At 64.8% G+C, this 15,779-nt stretch carries 13 protein-coding genes; 5 read left to right on the top strand and 8 right to left on the bottom strand.

Going from position 1 to position 15,779, the window contains the following annotated elements:
• Window positions 1-6 precede the first annotated feature (6 nt).
• From ACNJYA_RS14315 to ACNJYA_RS14305, 3 genes are all read right to left on the bottom strand, one after another.
• Window positions 7-930 carry an ABC transporter ATP-binding protein gene (locus tag ACNJYA_RS14315; RefSeq protein WP_439403136.1) on the bottom strand — a complete coding sequence of 308 codons (924 nt, stop codon included), beginning with the start codon at window positions 928-930 and terminating at the stop codon, window positions 7-9.
• A gap of 5 nt (window positions 931-935) precedes the next feature.
• Window positions 936-1,775: a nitrate ABC transporter permease gene (gene ntrB / locus ACNJYA_RS14310; RefSeq protein ID WP_439403135.1), complete on the bottom strand. Its 840-nt coding sequence runs from the start codon at window positions 1,773-1,775 to the stop codon at window positions 936-938.
• Window positions 1,776-1,923: 148 nt separating this feature from the next.
• Window positions 1,924-3,303 (bottom strand): CmpA/NrtA family ABC transporter substrate-binding protein, encoded by a 1,380-nt coding sequence (locus tag ACNJYA_RS14305; protein ID WP_439403134.1) that lies wholly within the window; start codon window positions 3,301-3,303, stop codon window positions 1,924-1,926.
• 160 nt (window positions 3,304-3,463) lie between these two features.
• Here ACNJYA_RS14305 and ACNJYA_RS14300 point away from each other — a divergent pair, with 160 nt between their 5' ends.
• Window positions 3,464-5,398: a sigma 54-interacting transcriptional regulator gene (locus ACNJYA_RS14300; RefSeq protein WP_439403133.1), complete on the top strand. Its 1,935-nt coding sequence runs from the start codon at window positions 3,464-3,466 to the stop codon at window positions 5,396-5,398.
• 225 nt (window positions 5,399-5,623) lie between these two features.
• Here the strand turns inward: ACNJYA_RS14300 and ACNJYA_RS14295 are convergent, their stop codons facing one another.
• The 3 genes from ACNJYA_RS14295 to ACNJYA_RS14285 form a co-directional block, all read right to left on the bottom strand.
• Window positions 5,624-6,502: a sulfurtransferase gene (locus ACNJYA_RS14295; RefSeq protein ID WP_439366684.1), complete on the bottom strand. Its 879-nt coding sequence runs from the start codon at window positions 6,500-6,502 to the stop codon at window positions 5,624-5,626.
• A gap of 64 nt (window positions 6,503-6,566) precedes the next feature.
• Window positions 6,567-7,679: an acyl-CoA dehydrogenase family protein gene (locus tag ACNJYA_RS14290; RefSeq protein WP_439366683.1), complete on the bottom strand. Its 1,113-nt coding sequence runs from the start codon at window positions 7,677-7,679 to the stop codon at window positions 6,567-6,569.
• Window positions 7,680-7,715: 36 nt separating this feature from the next.
• Window positions 7,716-8,258, bottom strand: coding sequence for an OsmC family protein (locus ACNJYA_RS14285; RefSeq protein WP_027576569.1), 543 nt, complete (start codon window positions 8,256-8,258; stop codon window positions 7,716-7,718).
• 247 nt (window positions 8,259-8,505) lie between these two features.
• Here ACNJYA_RS14285 and ACNJYA_RS14280 point away from each other — a divergent pair, with 247 nt between their 5' ends.
• Window positions 8,506-9,153 carry a TetR/AcrR family transcriptional regulator gene (locus tag ACNJYA_RS14280; RefSeq protein WP_172782940.1) on the top strand — a complete coding sequence of 216 codons (648 nt, stop codon included), beginning with the start codon at window positions 8,506-8,508 and terminating at the stop codon, window positions 9,151-9,153.
• A gap of 158 nt (window positions 9,154-9,311) precedes the next feature.
• Window positions 9,312-11,015: an amidohydrolase gene (locus ACNJYA_RS14275; protein ID WP_439403132.1), complete on the top strand. Its 1,704-nt coding sequence runs from the start codon at window positions 9,312-9,314 to the stop codon at window positions 11,013-11,015.
• Between the two features lie 136 nt (window positions 11,016-11,151).
• Here ACNJYA_RS14275 and ACNJYA_RS14270 read toward each other — a convergent pair whose 3' ends face one another.
• Window positions 11,152-12,351: a TrmJ/YjtD family RNA methyltransferase gene (locus ACNJYA_RS14270; protein ID WP_439403131.1), complete on the bottom strand. Its 1,200-nt coding sequence runs from the start codon at window positions 12,349-12,351 to the stop codon at window positions 11,152-11,154.
• Between the two features lie 355 nt (window positions 12,352-12,706).
• On the opposite strand from ACNJYA_RS14270, the gene ACNJYA_RS14265 reads away from it, so the two are divergent.
• Together ACNJYA_RS14265 and ACNJYA_RS14260 are read left to right on the top strand one after the other, a co-directional pair.
• Window positions 12,707-13,921 carry an NADP-dependent isocitrate dehydrogenase gene (locus tag ACNJYA_RS14265; protein ID WP_439366679.1) on the top strand — a complete coding sequence of 405 codons (1,215 nt, stop codon included), beginning with the start codon at window positions 12,707-12,709 and terminating at the stop codon, window positions 13,919-13,921.
• A 124-nt stretch (window positions 13,922-14,045) separates the two neighbouring features.
• The gene (locus tag ACNJYA_RS14260) at window positions 14,046-14,546 is read left to right on the top strand and encodes a DUF3455 domain-containing protein (protein ID WP_439366678.1); all 501 of its coding nucleotides are present in this window, start codon (window positions 14,046-14,048) and stop codon (window positions 14,544-14,546) included.
• A 4-nt stretch (window positions 14,547-14,550) separates the two neighbouring features.
• On the opposite strand, the gene ACNJYA_RS14255 is transcribed toward ACNJYA_RS14260, so the two are convergent.
• A complete protein-coding gene (locus ACNJYA_RS14255) occupies window positions 14,551-15,777 on the bottom strand; it encodes a cyclic nucleotide-gated ion channel (protein WP_439403130.1) in 1,227 nt (408 codons plus the stop codon).
• Window positions 15,778-15,779: the final 2 nt, after the last annotated feature.

Genomic DNA, 15,779 nt, shown 5'->3' with positions numbered 1-15,779 from the left:
TCCTTGCTAGGCGCTCAATCCGGGATTTGTCCCCGGCATCCAGGTCTGTCGCGGCTCTTCGCCGGTCGATGCGATCGAAAGGCCGGGCTTGCCGATCTGCACCGTCGGCACGTTGCGCGGATCGTGATCGGGCCTTTCAGTGGTGAAGGTCTTGCTGCGCGTCACCAGGAAATCAATGATGTGGTTGCGCAGCGCGTAGTAGAGTGGATGGCGGTGCAGATCGGTGCGCCCGCGATCCCGCGGCAGCGGGTTCTCGACCACCTCCGCCAGCACCGCGCCGGGACCGTTGGTCATCAGGAAGATCTTGTCGGCGAGATAGATCGCCTCGTCGACGTCATGGGTGATCATGAACGCGGTCTGCCCGGTCTCCAGGCAAATGCGCCGCACCTCGTCCTGCAGCGTGCCGCGCGTCAGCGCGTCCAGCGCCGAGAACGGCTCGTCCATCAGCATCATCTTCGGCGTGATCGACAGCGCCCGCGCGATGCCGACGCGCTGCTTCATGCCACCCGACAGCTCCGATGGGCGCTTGTGCTCGGAGCCGGAGAGTCCGACGAGATCGATGAATTCTTGCGCATGCGCCCTCACTTTGGCCCGGTCCCAGCTCCGCCATTTCGAGCTGACGGCATAGCTGACGTTGCCAAGCACGGTGCGCCAGGGCAGCAGCGCATGGCTCTGGAAGATCACGGCGCGGTCGAGGCTGGTGCCCGAGATCGCCTGCCCGTCGACGATGACCGCGCCCTCGCTCGGCGCATCGAGGCCGGCGAGGATGTTGAGCACCGTCGTCTTGCCGCAGCCGGAATGGCCGATCACGCAGGCAAACTCGCCGCGCGCCATCGAGAGCCAAAGGTTCTCGAAGATGGTGGTCGTCGCGCCGCCCGCGCCGGGATAGCGCTTGGCAATGCCCTCGATCGAGATGAACTTGTCGGCCATCGCCTCTACTCCGGAAACGTGACCATGCGCGTGAAGCGCGCCAGGATCTGGTCGAGCAGCATGCCGACGATCCCGATCAAGAGGATCGCGATGATGACGTTGGTGATCGACAGATTATTCCACTCGTTCCAGACGAAGTAGCCGATGCCGGTGCCGCCGACGAGCATCTCGGCAGCGACGATCACGAGCCAGGCGATGCCGATCGAGATGCGCATGCCGGTCAGGATCGTCGGCGCCGCTGCCGGCAGGATCACGGTGAAGGCGCGCCTGACCGTGCCGACCTCCAGCGTCCGCGCCACGTTGATCCATTCCTTGCGCACGGTCGCGACGCCGAACACCGTGTTGAGCAGCATCGGCCAGATCGAGCAGATGAAGATGACGAAAATCGCCGAGACCGAGGAATCCTTGATGGTGTAGAGCGCGAGCGGCATCCAGGCCAAGGGCGAGATCGGCTTTAGCACCTGGATGAACGGATCGAGCGCCTTGCTCAGCAGCGGCGACATGCCGATCAGGAAGCCGAGCGGGATCGCCACCAGCACGGCCAGCAGATAGCCGGTGCCGACGCGCGCGATGGAGTAACCGAGCTGGATGCCGAGCCCCTTGTCGTTCGGCCCGTTGTCGTAGAACGGCCGCTTCAGGTGGTCCCACAGCTTGGCGCCGACATCGAGCGGACCGGGCATCGCCGATTTGCCCTGCGTGGCCGTGAGGCCCATCAGCTTGGCGTATTCCGGGCTCATCGCCGTCACCGGCGCGGTGGAGCGCGTGGCGAGATGCCAGATGCCGAGAAAGGCGGCGAGCAGCACGATCGAGACGAGGCCCGCGCGAAGGCGAAGGGAGGTGGTCATCATGCATATCCCCGGTATCGTGTCCCGGGCGCGGCGCAGCGCGAAGCGATGCGACGCAGAACCGGGACCCATGCGGCAGGACTGGGTCCCGGCCCTGCGAAGCAGCACTGCGTGCTGCATCGCGTCCGGGACACAAGAGTGCCCATCATCACGACGCCTTCCGGATCTTGAAGCTCGCGACATAGTCCTCGGGCTTGGCCGGATCGAAATTCTTGCCCATCACCGCGAACGACTTGTAGCTGCTCGCCGGCGGCGTGAGTCCCATCTCGGTCATCAGCTTCTTGGTATCGGTCGCCAGATAAACCTGCTCGGCCACCGCCTTGTAATCGACGTCGCCCTTGATCTGGCCCCAGCGCTTCATTTGCGTCAGCATCCACACCGCAAAGGACTGCCAGGGGAACGGATCGAAATCGACGCGCTTGGGATCGGTCTTCACCCCGCCGAGGCCGTCGGCATAGGTGCCGGTCAAAACCTGCTCCAGAACGGTGACCGGCGCGTTGATGTAGTTCGCCGGCGCGATCGCCTCGGCGATCTGCTTGCGGTTCTCCGCCTTCGAGGCGTAGGCGGTGGCATCGACGATGGCGCGCGTCAGCGCCGCGAAGCTGTTCGGCGCCGTCGTGATGAATTCGCGGCTTGCAGCAAAGCTGCAGCAGGGATGGCCGTCCCAGATCTCCTTGGAGAGCAGATGCATGAAGCCGACGCCGTCATAGATCGCGCGCTGGCAGATGTTGTCGGGCGCAAGGAAGCCGTCGATGTTGTCGGCACGCAAATTCGCGACCATCTCCGGCGGCGGCACCGAGCGCAGCTGCACGTCGGTATCGGGGTCGAGACCGTGCTCTGCGAGATAGTAGCGTAGCAGGTAGTTGTGCATGGAATAGTCGAAGGGGATGGCGAATTTCAGCCCCTTCCAGTCCTTCGGATCGCGCTTTTCCTTGTGCTTGGTGGCGAGCACGATGCCCTGCCCGTTGATGTTCTCGATTGCAGGCACGGCGAAGGGAATGGCGTTGGCGCCAAGGCCAAGCGAGATCGCGATCGGCATCGGCGCCAGCATGTGCGCGGCGTCGTATTCCTTGTTGATGGTCTTGTCGCGGATCACGGCCCAGCCGGCGGTCTTCACCACTTCGACGTTGAGACCATGCTTGGCATAGAAGCCCATTGGCGCCGCCATGATGATCGGCGTGGCGCACGTAATCGGGATGAAGCCGACCTTGAGGTCCTTCTTCTCGGGCGCGCCGGCTTGCGCGAACACCTCGGTCGCCGTCTTGAGCGGGAAGAACTGCGACAGTGCCGCGAGCGCGGTCGATGCACCGACCGACTTCAGGAAAGCGCGCCGCGCCACGTCCTGCGGAAACATCGCGCGCATCACAGCGGAAGCGACCACGCCCTCGTAACGCTTCTCTTCGCTTGCGACCGGCTCGCAGTGCAGCGCCGTCGCCTGCTCGTGCTCAGCCGCGGAACGATGCTGGCCGCAAACACAGCCGGCTCGAAGGTTGCGATCGGGATCAAACGGATTGTCGAACGTGGACATCGGCCCTCCTGCGCGTCGTTGCGAGGAGCAATTACGCAAGGAGCATGCCATGCCCCTTCGGCCGGCCAGTGCCTTGATGACGCAGCACTTTCACCCGCACTTGGCCGCTACGAAAACTCGTGATAAACGAGATTTCGTAGTTCAATTACGAGATTTCGCAATGGCAACGACGCCAATGCCCGTCCACGACGATGTGGCCCCTGTCATCGACCCGCGCATCGCCGCCTTCGAATCCTCGGTCGAAGCGACCCTGCTGGTCGATCCCTACGGCGACCAGATCGTCGATGCCAATCCCGCCGCCTGCGCCCTGCTCGGCTACGATCGCGCCCTGTTGCGACAGACCAGGGCCAGCACGCTCCACGCCGGCGAGCTTGCCGCCCTCACCGTCTTCACCCAGGCCGTGCTGCACAAGGGCGCCTACTGGACCACGGCGCTCAATCCCCGCCACGCGACCGGGCAAGATCTCCGGCTCGAATATGCCGGCTGCCTGCTGCCGCATGACGGCCGCACGCTGCTGCTGCTGACGCTGACCGACCTCGAAGCGCGCCGCCGGCGCAATGTCGATGCTGCCGCCGAAGACCATATGCGTGGCGGCATCTCGACCTGGCAGCGGGTCGAGCGCGTATTCCAGGACATCGAGCGCGAGAACCAGTTGATCCTGCGCGCCGCCGGCGAAGGCATCTATGGCGTCAACGCCGAAGGCAAGACCACCTTCGTCAATCCCGCGGCCGAGCGGATGCTGGGTTGGACCGCCGAGGAGCTGGTCGGCAAGGAGATCCACCCGATCGTCCACCACACCCACCACGACGGCCGGCACTATCACAATCATGATTGCCCGATCTATGCGGCGTTCCGCGACGGCGCCGTGCACCAGGTCGACGGCGAGGTGTTTTGGCGCAAGGACGGCTCGCCCGCCTGGGTCGAGTACACCTCGACGCCGATCCGCGACCGCGGCGTCGTGGTCGGCGCCGTCGTGGTGTTTCGCGACGTCAGCCAGCGCCGCGAGGCCGACGAGAAGCTGCACGCCGCCCTTGCCGAGGTCGACCGGCTGCGCGAGCGGCTCGAGCTGGAGAACGCCTATCTCCAGGAGGAAATCCGCATCGAGACCAATCCGCGCGGCATCATCGGCGGCAGCGAGGCGATCCAGAAGACACTGCGCCAGGTCAAGCTGGTGGCGCCGACCACCGCGGCGGTGATGATCACCGGCGAATCCGGCACCGGCAAGGAGCTGATCGCGCGCGCCATCCACGAGGATTCCACCCGCAGCGACCGGCCGCTGATCCGGGTCAACTGCGCCGCGATCCCGCGCGAATTGTTCGAGAGCGAATTCTTCGGCCATGTCCGCGGTGCCTTCACCGGTGCAACGCGCGACCGCATCGGCCGCTTCGAGCTTGCCGACGGCGGCACACTGTTCCTCGACGAGGTCGGCGAGATCCCGCTCGAGCTGCAAGGCAAGCTGCTGCGCGTGCTGCAGGAAGGCCATTTCGAGCGTGTCGGCGAGGCGCGCACCCGCGCGGTCGACGTTCGCGTCATCGCCGCGACCAATCGCGATCTCAAGCAGGAGGTCCAGCGCGGCCGCTTTCGCGAAGACCTCTATTTCCGCCTCAACGTGTTCCCGATCGAGACTGTCCCTTTGCGCGAACGCCGTGAGGACATTCCCCTGCTCGCGCAACATTTCCTGACGCGCGAGAGCAAGGCGCTGAAATCCAACCTGCGTCTGTCGGAGGGCGATGCACGGCGGCTGACCCGTTACGACTGGCCCGGCAATGTCCGCGAACTGCAGAACGTGATCGAGCGCGCTGCGATCCTGTCGCAGAACGGCCGCCTGCGCATCGATCTACCGGACACTTCAGGCGCACAAGCCCCGGCCGGCGCCGCCCGTCAGAAGGCCGACGCGCGCCCCGCCGTGATGACGTCGTCGGAAATGCGCGACCACGAACGCGCCAACATCCTGGCCGCGCTCGAGGCCTGCGCCGGAAAAGTGTTCGGCCCCGGCGGCGCGGCCGAGATGCTCGACATCAAGCCGACCACGCTGGCCTCGCGGATCAAGGCGCTGGGAATTACGCCTCGTCCGTGGGCGGGTCTCAACGGTTAGAGGACAACGCGACGAAGCACGGTCCGCGCCCCCCGGTCCACCTCTCCCCAGCGGGGAGAGGTCGGATTGCGCTCGGCGATGCGGAGCATCGTCCGAAGCAATCCGGGTGAGGGGCCGCGGCATACTGTGAGGCTGTAACCCCTCACCCGGATCGCATCTTGCGATGCGATCCGACCTCTCCCTACGGGAGAGGTGGACCGAGACCTGTCGGCCGTCCTTGCGTTGCTACGCCGCCTTGGTCGTCACATCAGCTGCGATCGGCAGGCCCTGCTCGATCGGCAGCGAGGGATCGCGCGACCATTCGTTCCAGGAGCCGAAATACATCCGCACGTCCTTCACGCCGGCGTTCTTCAGCGCCAGGAAGGTGTTCGAGGCACGAGCACCCTTGAAGCAGTAGAGGTAGACCGGCGTCGTCTGCGAGATGCCGACGGTGGCGCATTCGGCCAGAATCTCGTCCTTGGACTTGAAGCGCGGGCCTTCGGCGGTCGGCTTCATCATCCGATACCATTCCAGCCAGACGGCGCCGGGAATGCGGCCCTTGCGCGGGCAGAAATCCTTGCCGTACGGAGACGAGCTGTCACCGATCCACTCGTCGACGTCGCGCACGTCGAGGATCGCGATACCCGGCTTGCCGACGGCGGCGAGCATGGTCTTGGCATCGATCAGGATCTCGCCGGCCTCAGGCACGATCGCGAACGAAGCCTTCGCCGGCGTCGGCACGTCCTTGGTCACCGGGAAGCCCGCGGCCGACCAGGCATCGAAGCCGCCATGCAGCACCTTCACCTTGGGATAGCCGAGCATGGTGAGCAGGTAATAGCCGCGGCAGGACTGGCCGAAACCTGAGTTCATCGACTGCTCGTAGATCACGGCGGTTTCCTTGCCCGAAAGGCCGGCACCGCCGAACGCATCGGCGAATTTCGTCTTGAGCTCGGCCATGCCTTCCGGTGTCGAGGTCGCCAGGAACGTAAAGATCTCGTGCACGTTCACGGCGCCCGGCAGGTGCCCGGCGGCGTAAGCATCGGGATTGCGGGTGTCGATGACGACACACGGCTCGGTCTTCAAGAGATCGGCGAGTTCGACGGCAGTGATCAGAACGTCAGTCATGGCAGCCTCTCCGTTGAGGTTGGGGGGTCTTCGGGTGGACTCGTGAAACTTTAAGGCTCGGAACTCAGAAATCGGCGAGCATCTTGCGCAGCTGCTTGGTGGCGGGCGTGACGATCGCGACGAAATAGGCCTCGCGCAGGCGCCGCTGCGCGCGGTGACTTTTGAGATAGCCGCGGGCGCCACAATGCAGCATCGCCGCATGCGCCGCCGCGACGCTGGCTTCGCCGGCGCGAAGCCGCATCGCGATCACCTTGCGCCAGTAGGTCTCCTCCTCGTTGTAGGGATCGCGCGCCAGCGCCATGGCCTCGGCCTCGAGCTCGGCGGCGAGCTCGCGGAAGTGCACCGGCTGCTGCGGCAGATAGCGGTTGATATGGCCGAGGGGATTGTCGACCTCGTCCATGATGTTGATGCAATCCTTGATCACCCCGAGCGCCATGCCGGCCTGGAGCAGGATGAAGCCGGCGCGGATCTTCTTGACGAAGGGCGCGGCGGGATCGGCGAGGATCAGCTCATCAGGCACGAAAGCGTCGCGGAACTGCACGCCATAAGTGCCGGTTCCGTCCATGGCGAGGAACGGCTTGCACGGCGTCAGCGTGATCGCCGGGTCCGAGCAATCGGCCAGGAACATCACAGTGCCGGGTTCGTTCTCACGCTCGAAGATGGTGCCGAAATAATGGTCGGGGCCGAGATTGGAGACCCAGGGCAGCGCACCGCGCACGATGTAGCCGCCCTCGACCTTGCGGCCCTTCAGCTTCAGCTTCTCGATGCCGAAAAAGCTCTTCATAGGATTGGAGAGCCCGGTGCCGCCGAGCACGCGACCGGTCGAGAAGGCATCGCCGAAGCGCTTGGCGAGCTTCACATTGGTGGAATTCGCCGCATACCACACCAGCGTGTTCTGGCACCAGGCCATGAAGGCCGTCGCCCCGCAGACCTCGCCGATCGCCGCCATCGCCTGGATCGCGCAGCGCAGATCGGCGGGGCCTTCGTGCGGCATGTGGCTGCCCCACGCTCCGACCGCGCCGAACTTGCGCAGCACCTCGGCCGGATACACCGACCCCTCGTCGATGCCGGCGGCCAGCGGCGCGAGCTCTTCGCGCGCGATCCGCGCCACCTCGCCCGCAATGGACGGTGCGGGCTGATCCAGAACGTCGGCCCGCGATAAAGCCAGTGAACCCATGATCGTCTCCCGCACCCTGTCCTGATTGCCGCTCTGCTAGATGCCGACCTCGAGATTGACCGGCCGGGTGAAGGTGTTGGCGACCGGCGACCATTTCTTCACATGGGCGACCAGCGCGTTGATCTCGTCCGGCGAGATGCCCTCGCATTCCATGTCGACCTTGACGCGGACGTCGGTGAATCCGACCGGCTTGTCGGAGGTGTCGCCGGTGCCCCAGACCGCGGTGATGTTGAGATCGCCTTCGAGCTCGAGTTCGAGCTTGTTGACGATCCAGCCGCGATGCACGGCGTTGGCATGCAGGCCGACCGCAAGGCACGAGCCGAGCGCGGCCAGCGAGGCTTCCGACGGATTGGGCGCGGTGTCGTCACCGAGCAGACCCGGCGGCTCGTCGACGATGTAGGGCGGCAGGTTGCGGATGTAGTTGGCGTGGCGGAACTTGCCCTCCGCGACCGTCTTGCACTTCAAGGTCTTGATGACCTTCGGATTTGCCTTGCCGTTGGCAATCAGTTGCTCGAGCCCGTTCTTGTCGATGGGCGCGAGGCACCCCGTCAGCACTGTCTTCTGAACGACGGCAGTCATCAGTCTTCTCCCTGGCAGAAGTGGAAATCGGCAGGATACCGAACGGTCTGTTTCCTTGCATGGAGCGTGCCAGAGCCCGCGAAAAACAAAAGGCGAAGCTTTGGAGCCGCTTAAGCCTTCCTGCCTGCGGATTGGTCAGCCGGTCCTTGCTCAAAGGCGATGCAGACCGGCCAGGCTCTGCGAATCTTTTCAGCGCGAAACAGATGCGGCTTGCTGATGCGGCACGGCTGCGGGTAAGTTTGAGTCCATGGCAAAGACGTCATCGAGAAAGAATTCGCCCCATACTGCCGCCGCCGAGGACGAGTCGGCACGCGGTCGCCTCTTGAGCGCGGCGACGCATCTGTTCTGCAAGAACGGCATCAACGCCACCGGCATCGATGCGATCATCGAGGAGGCCGGCACCGCCAAGACCACGCTCTACAAATTGTTCGGCTCCAAGACCAACCTCGTCAACGCGGTGCTGGAGAGCGAAGGCAAGCAATGGCGCGAATGGTTCATCGGCGCCATGGAGCAAGGCGGCGGCGATGCGCAGGCGAAGCTGACGCGCATCTTCCCCGCACTGAAGAGCTGGTTCGCCGAAGAGCGCTTCTACGGCTGCCCCTTCATCAACGCCGTCGGCGAGCACGACAAGGACGCAAAACAGTTCCGCAACATCGCGCTGAAGCACAAGAAGATCGTGCTCGGCCACATCGAGAAGCTCGCCGGCGAGCTCGGCTCAGCCGAGCCCGCGGTGCTGGCGCATCAGCTCGGCCTCATCATCGACGGCGCCATCGTCGCCGCGATGATCTCGCGCGACCCGGGCGTCGCGGATACGGCGGCGCTCACGGCCGGCCCCCTGCTCGGCCAGGCGAAGGCGAAGAAGAAGCGCGCGGCGGATCAGCTCGAGGCGGTCTAACGGTTCTCACTTCGTAGCCCGCATGCAGCGAAGCGGAATGCGGGGACGCTGTCCCGGATTCGCTGCACTGCCAAGCCTCGAGAAGCGTTGAACCCATACTCGATCAAAGCTACCCTTGAAAATCTTCGTCCAGCAAAAACAAGATTCAAGGGGACGTCATGGCTCGCAAGATAGCGGCATTTGCGATCGTTGCCACGAGCATGTGGATCGCTGGCATCGCGGATGCCGAGGCGCAGCAGCCGGAGCTCAGCGCGCCTGACCTGGTCCTCATCAACGGAAAGGTTCTGACGCTGGACGAGCGATCGACGGTCACGGAGGCGGTGGCCGTCGCAGATGGAAAGATCCTGGCAACCGGATCCAGTGCTTCGATAAGGGCGCTTGCGGGCGCCCGGACCCGCGTGATCGATGTGTCGGGCAAGACCGTCGTCCCTGGATTGATCGATACACACGCTCACTTCAAGGCCGCTGGTCTGGGCGACTACGTCGTCATCATGGGCCGAGCCAAGACGGTCGCGGAAGCACTCGAGGCTATCAAGGCATTTGCTGCGAAGAAGAAGCCGGGCGAGTGGATTGTAGGTGGCGCGTGGCATCCGCCTTCCCAATTGGCCGAGAAGCGTTATCTCACGAGGCAGGAAATCGACAGCGTCGCTCCAGGCAATCCGGTCTATCTGCGCACTGTCGGGCACTTCTCGATGGCGAATACGATGGCTCTACAGCGGGTCGGAATCGACAAGACCACCGAGGACCCGAGTGGGGGAAAGTTCGAGCGCGACGCCGCCGGCGAATTGACGGGCCTGCTTATGGAGACGGCGATCGATCGGGTCGAGAAGGCCGTACCGCCCTGGACAGAAGACGACGAAATCCGACAATTCACCATTGCCGAAGGCGTATTGAACAGCTTCGGCATCACCAGCGTGGTCGAGGGCGCGACAGAGGCGCGCGACATCCGCATCTTGCGGAAGCTTGTCGCGTCCGGAAAAGCCACTTTGCGCACCGGCGCGATGTTTCGGCCCGAGCCCCCGGCCGATCTGACCGCCTGGGAGGCGATCATCGCAGGCAACGGAGCCTCCTCGGGTTTCGGCGACGATTGGCTCAAGTTCGCCGGCATCAAGATCTTCTACGACGGCGGCATGACGCTGAAGACGGCGCTCATGCGCGACGTGTATCCCGATTCACATGACAACTACCGTGGCATTGCGCAGCAAACGCCCGAGCGGCTGAAGCAACTCATCTCCATCTGCAACCGTTATGACTGGCGTGTCGGTGTTCACGTGGTGGGTGACCTCGGTATTGACCAGGTGCTCGATGCATTCGAGGCGGTGGACAAGGAAAAATCGATCCGCGACCGTCGCTTCGTCCTCATTCACGCCAGCCTGATCCGGCCAGAACAGATGGAGCGCGCGCAAAAGCTGGGAGTGCGCATCGATTTCCAGAACGTTTTCATGTGGGACAAGGCAGCCACCGTCGAACGATTTCTCGGGAAAGCGACCGCTGACCGCGCCGTACCGACCCGGACGTTGATCGAAAAAATGGGGCTCAACAGCCTCGGCGCCGGCACGGATTTTCCCGTGAACCCGATCAATCCCTTCCTCAACATGTACATCATGGTCACCAGGAAGGACCCCAACGGAAACGTCTACGGCTCGGCAGAAGCCATTACGCGCGAGCAGGCCCTGCGGCTCTACAGCAGCGCGGCTTCGCGCTACACGTTCGACGAGGAGCGCAAGGGGACCATCGAGCCCGGAAAGCTTGCCGACATCGTGGTGCTCTCCGCCGACTACACAAACGTGCCGGAGGAGCAGATCAAGGACATCAAGGCGGACATGACGCTCGTGGGCGGCAAGGTCGTGTTTCAGCGCTGAGGTCATCACTGCAAAGAAGGAAGTGCCGTAGGGTGGGCAAAGGCGCGGAGCGCCGTGCCCACCAATCTTCAACGCATACAAAGATGGTGGGCACGCTCCGCTTTGCCCACCCTACGACAGCTGCGCGTGACGAAACTTACGTACCCTGCTCGATCATCCCCTGCAGCCGCACCAGCTCCGCCTCGAGATCGCGCTCCACATCCGCCGCGCGAATGTCGAGCACCCGGTAGTCGCGCGCTTCCAGCCACGCCCGCCGCCCCGCCCGGTCCGCCGCGATCGCCTCGCCCTCGCCCGGGTTCACCAGCTCGATCGCGATCCGGTGCGGGAAGGAGACGAAGTCGGGGATGTGGCGCCCCACCGGGGTCTGGCGCTTGAACCCACCTGCGAAGCGGCGGTCGCGGGTGAGCGCCTGCCACAACAGTCGCTCGGCGTCGGTCGGGTTGCGGCGGAGCAGGCGGGCGAGGCCGCGCACGGTCGAGCCGCTGTCGGAGACGCCACCGCCCTGCCCGTGCTCGGCCAGCAGCGCGCGCAGGCGCGTGGCCTGCTCGCCGTCGAGCACGCCGCCCTTGGCCGGACCCTTGCGCCCCTCGGCGATCGCCATGATCACGCCGTGCAGCGTGTGCATGTCCTGCTTGGTCGGCTCCATCCGGGTGAAGATGTTGCGCAGGTTCACCAGCATGGTGTCGCGCTTCTCGGCCGGGCGCAGGAACTCGACCTTGTCGAGCTCGCGCACGAGGTTGTCGAAGAAGGCCTGCATCTGGTGCTGCGAGGCGCGCTCGGAACGCTCCGGCATGGCGTGCGGCAGTTCACCGGATGTCGCCCGCTTGAACCATTCATAGCCGACCAGCAGCACGGCCTGGGCGAGGTTGAGCGAGGCAAAGCCCGGATTGACCGGAAAGGTGATGATGCGGTTGGAGAGCCCGACCTCCTCGTTGGTCAGGCCCCAGCGCTCGCGGCCGAACAGGATGCCGGCCCTGCCGCCGGTCGCGACGTGCCCGGCGATCTCGGCCGCTGCAGCATCCGGCCCGACCACGGGCTTGGCCTGGTCGTGGGGACGCGCGGTGGTGGCGAACAGCAGGTCGAGGTCGGCGACCGCCTCTTCGACCGTGCTGAACAATTCGACCGTTTCCAGGATGTGGTCGGCGCCGGCCGCAGCCCGCTGGGCCGCGATGTTGGGCCAGCCGTCCCGGGGGTTGACGATGCGCAGGGCGCCGAGGGCAAAATTGCCCATGGCGCGCGCGGCCATGCCGATGTTCTCGCCGAGCTGCGGCTCGACCAGGATCACGATGGGACCGTCGAGGGAAAGGCCGGCCTTGCTCTTGTCAGTCCCCGACATCTCGCTCTGCTTTCACACTGTCTCTCAAGGCCTTGGCGAGGCCATCTTCAGGAATTGATTCAAGCCGGTCGTTCGAACTGGTCTTGGGCCGGCTCGGGCGCTGTCAGCCTGTCGTTTGCCTGTCCTGACAAAATTCTCAAGGGAAATAACGGCTTGGATTCGACTTTTGAAACTCGCCTGGAACGTGAGGCCGGCCCCGGCAGCGGCCTGGCCCGCCGCTTCCCGCCTGCGCAAGCTGGATGAGCTAAAAGTGCATAATCCCTTGGCTTTCGCCCGCCGCGCGGCGGTGCTAAGAGGCGGCGGATATTCACGTTGGCGCGCCAAAAGCGCCGTTCCCAAGAGGGCTTCCCCGATCATGGCAAAAATCAAGGTATCCAATCCCGTCGTCGAACTCGATGGCGACGAGATGACCCGGATCATCTGGCAGTACATCAAGGACAAGCTGATCAACCCGTTCCTGGATGTCGAGCTGCTCTATTTCGACCTGGGCATGGAATACCGCGACCACACCAACGATCAGGTGACCATCGACGCCGCCGAGGCGATCAAGAAGGTCGGCGTCGGCGTCAAGTGCGCCACCATCACCCCCGACGAAGCCCGGGTGAAGGAGTTCAACCTCAAGCAGATGTGGAAGTCGCCGAACGGCACCATCCGCAACATCCTCGGCGGCGTGATCTTCCGCGAGCCGATCATCTGCAAGAACGTGCCGCGCCTGGTTCCCGGCTGGACCAAGCCGATCATCATCGGCCGCCACGCCTATGGCGATCAGTACCGCGCCACCGACATCAAGTTCCCCGGCAAGGGCACCCTCTCGCTGAAGTTCGTCGGCGAGGACGGCACCGTGATCGAGAAGGAAGTGTTCAAGGCGCCCGGCGCCGGCGTCGCGATGGAGATGTACAATCTCGACGATTCCATCATCGACTTCGCCCGCGCCTCCTTCAATTACGGCCTGCTCCGTAATTACCCGGTGTACCTGTCGACCAAGAACACGATCCTCAAGGTCTATGACGGGCGCTTCAAGGACATCTTCCAGGACATCTTCGACCGCGAGTTCAAGAAGGAGTTCGACGCCAAGGGCCTGACCTACGAGCACCGCCTGATCGACGACATGGTCGCCTCGGCGCTGAAATGGTCCGGTGGCTATGTCTGGGCCTGCAAGAACTACGACGGCGACGTGCAGTCCGACACGGTCGCGCAGGGCTACGGCTCGCTCGGCCTGATGACCTCGGTGCTGCTGACCCCCGACGGCAAGACCGTTGAGGCCGAAGCCGCCCACGGCACCGTGACCCGTCACTACCGCGAGCACCAGAAGGGCAAGGAGACCTCGACCAACTCGATCGCCTCGATCTTCGCCTGGACCCGAGGCCTGTCGCACCGCGCCAAGCTCGACAACAATGCCGAGCTCGCCAAGTTCGCGGCCACGCTGGAGAAGGTCTGCGTCGACACCGTCGAGGCCGGCTACATGACCAAGGACCTCGCGCTGCTGGTCGGCGCCGACCAGCGCTGGCTCTCGACCACCGGCTTCCTCGACAAGGTCGCCGAGAACCTGACCAAGGAGCTGGCGCGGTAAGCTACCTGCCCACCCGTCATTGCGAGCGCAGCGAAGCAATCCAGGATCCCTCCGCGGGGACAGTCTGGATTGCTTCGTCGCAAGAGCTCCTCGCAATGACGAGACCGTTGATCGAGGACCGTGCATGCCATCATTCAAGAGCGTTGCATTCGCGGTCTTCGCGCTGGCGAGTGCCCCTGCGCTGGCCGCCGAGCCGCTACCCAACGCCATCGCCGCCCCCGGCGAGACCATCGTGCTCAGCGTCCACGCCGAGGGCGCGCAGGTCTATGAGTGCAAGTCAGCCCCCGACGGCAAGCTCGCCTGGACCTTCCGCGAGCCCGTCGCGACGCTGCTGTCTGAAGGCAAGACCGTTGGCCGCCACTATGCCGGCCCGAACTGGGAGCTCGCCGACGGTAGCGCCGTGGTCGGCAAGGCCGTCGGCAACGCACCGGGCGCAACGCCTGCCGATATCCCGTGGCTCAAGCTGGAAGTCGCCGCCCGCCGCGGCAGCGGCACGCTGACGCCGGTCACCACGGTCCAGCGCATCAACACCCATGGCGGCAAGCTCGACGGCGCTTGCGACAAGGCCGGCGAAATCAAAACCGCGCCCTACGCGGCCGATTACGTCTTCCTGAAGAAGGGCTGACCGCTCAGCGGTCGGTGCCTTCCTTCTCCGCCTGCGCAAGCTCCGCGAGCGCGAGGTCGCCGGTGTCGGCGAGCCGCGCCTTTGCGGTCTCGTGGACGTGGGCGGCCAGCGTCGGCATGCGCGCGATCAGGGCATGGAAGTCCTGCGCGTCGAGCACGAGCAGCCGCGTCTTGCGCGTTGCCGTCACCGTGCCGCTGCGCTTGGTCTTGTGCAGCAGCGCGATCTCGCCGAAGAAGGTGCCGTCGGCGAGGCGCACATGCTGGTTCGGCAGCGCTATCTCGACCTCGCCGGCGGTGATGAAATACATCGACGAGGCGACATCGCCCCGTCGCACCAAAATCTCGCCCTGCTCGATGGTGCGCGCCCGCAATAGGCGCATGATGTCGGCGATCTCCGCGGCGGAGAGGTGCGAGAACAGCGGCACCCGCGCCAGCATGCCCCAGGTGACGACGAAATCGCGCCGCTTGACCTCTTCGGCGAACGCCGAGGAGATGATCGCGACCGGCAGCGCGATCATGGCAAAGCCCGAGATGATCGCGAAGGTCGAAACGAACTTGCCGAGCGGCGTCACCGGAACGACGTCGCCATAGCCGACGGTGCCGAGCGTCACGATCGCCCACCACATCGCCTGCGGGATGGTGCCGAGCTTGTCGGGCTGCACGTCGCGCTCGATGGCGTAGAGCAGCGAGGCGAAGGTCAACACGGCGCCGATCAGGATGACGATGCAGCCGATCAGCGCGCGCCGCTCGGCATGCACGGCGGCGAGCAGCGAGCGCATCGCCGGCGAGTACCGTATCAGCTTGAAGAACGGCAGCACGCCGAGCGCTGCCAACGTCGCGTGCCGTCCCGTCGCGAGCACGATTGCCGCCGGCAGGAACGCCATCAGGTCGATGATGCCGAGCGCCGAGAAGACGTAGCCCAGCCGGTCGGACAGCGCCGAGCCCTTGCGCGGCGTATGGCCGGCCACGGTCCACAGCCGCGCCGCATATTCCAGCGCGAACACGATCACCGACAGGATGGTGATGCCCGCGAACAGCGTGCCGAACCGCGCGTCGAGCTCCGGCACCGAGGCGAGGATCATCGCGGCGACGTTGAGCACGATGACGCCGATGATGACCTGGATGAAGCGCGACCCGACCGAATAGGCCAAGGGGTCGTGCTCCAGCAATTCGTAGAGGCGATCCCTCAAGTCCGGATCGGAAAGCCCACGTCCTCGCGGAACGAGGCGCATGG

It is taken from the genome of Bradyrhizobium sp. BLXBL-01, assembly GCF_051853025.1.
Classification (GTDB): Bacteria; Pseudomonadota; Alphaproteobacteria; order Rhizobiales; family Xanthobacteraceae; genus Bradyrhizobium.
The sequence above is the reverse complement of the archived record's forward strand: the minus strand, read 5'-3'. Positions and strand labels throughout refer to the sequence as shown.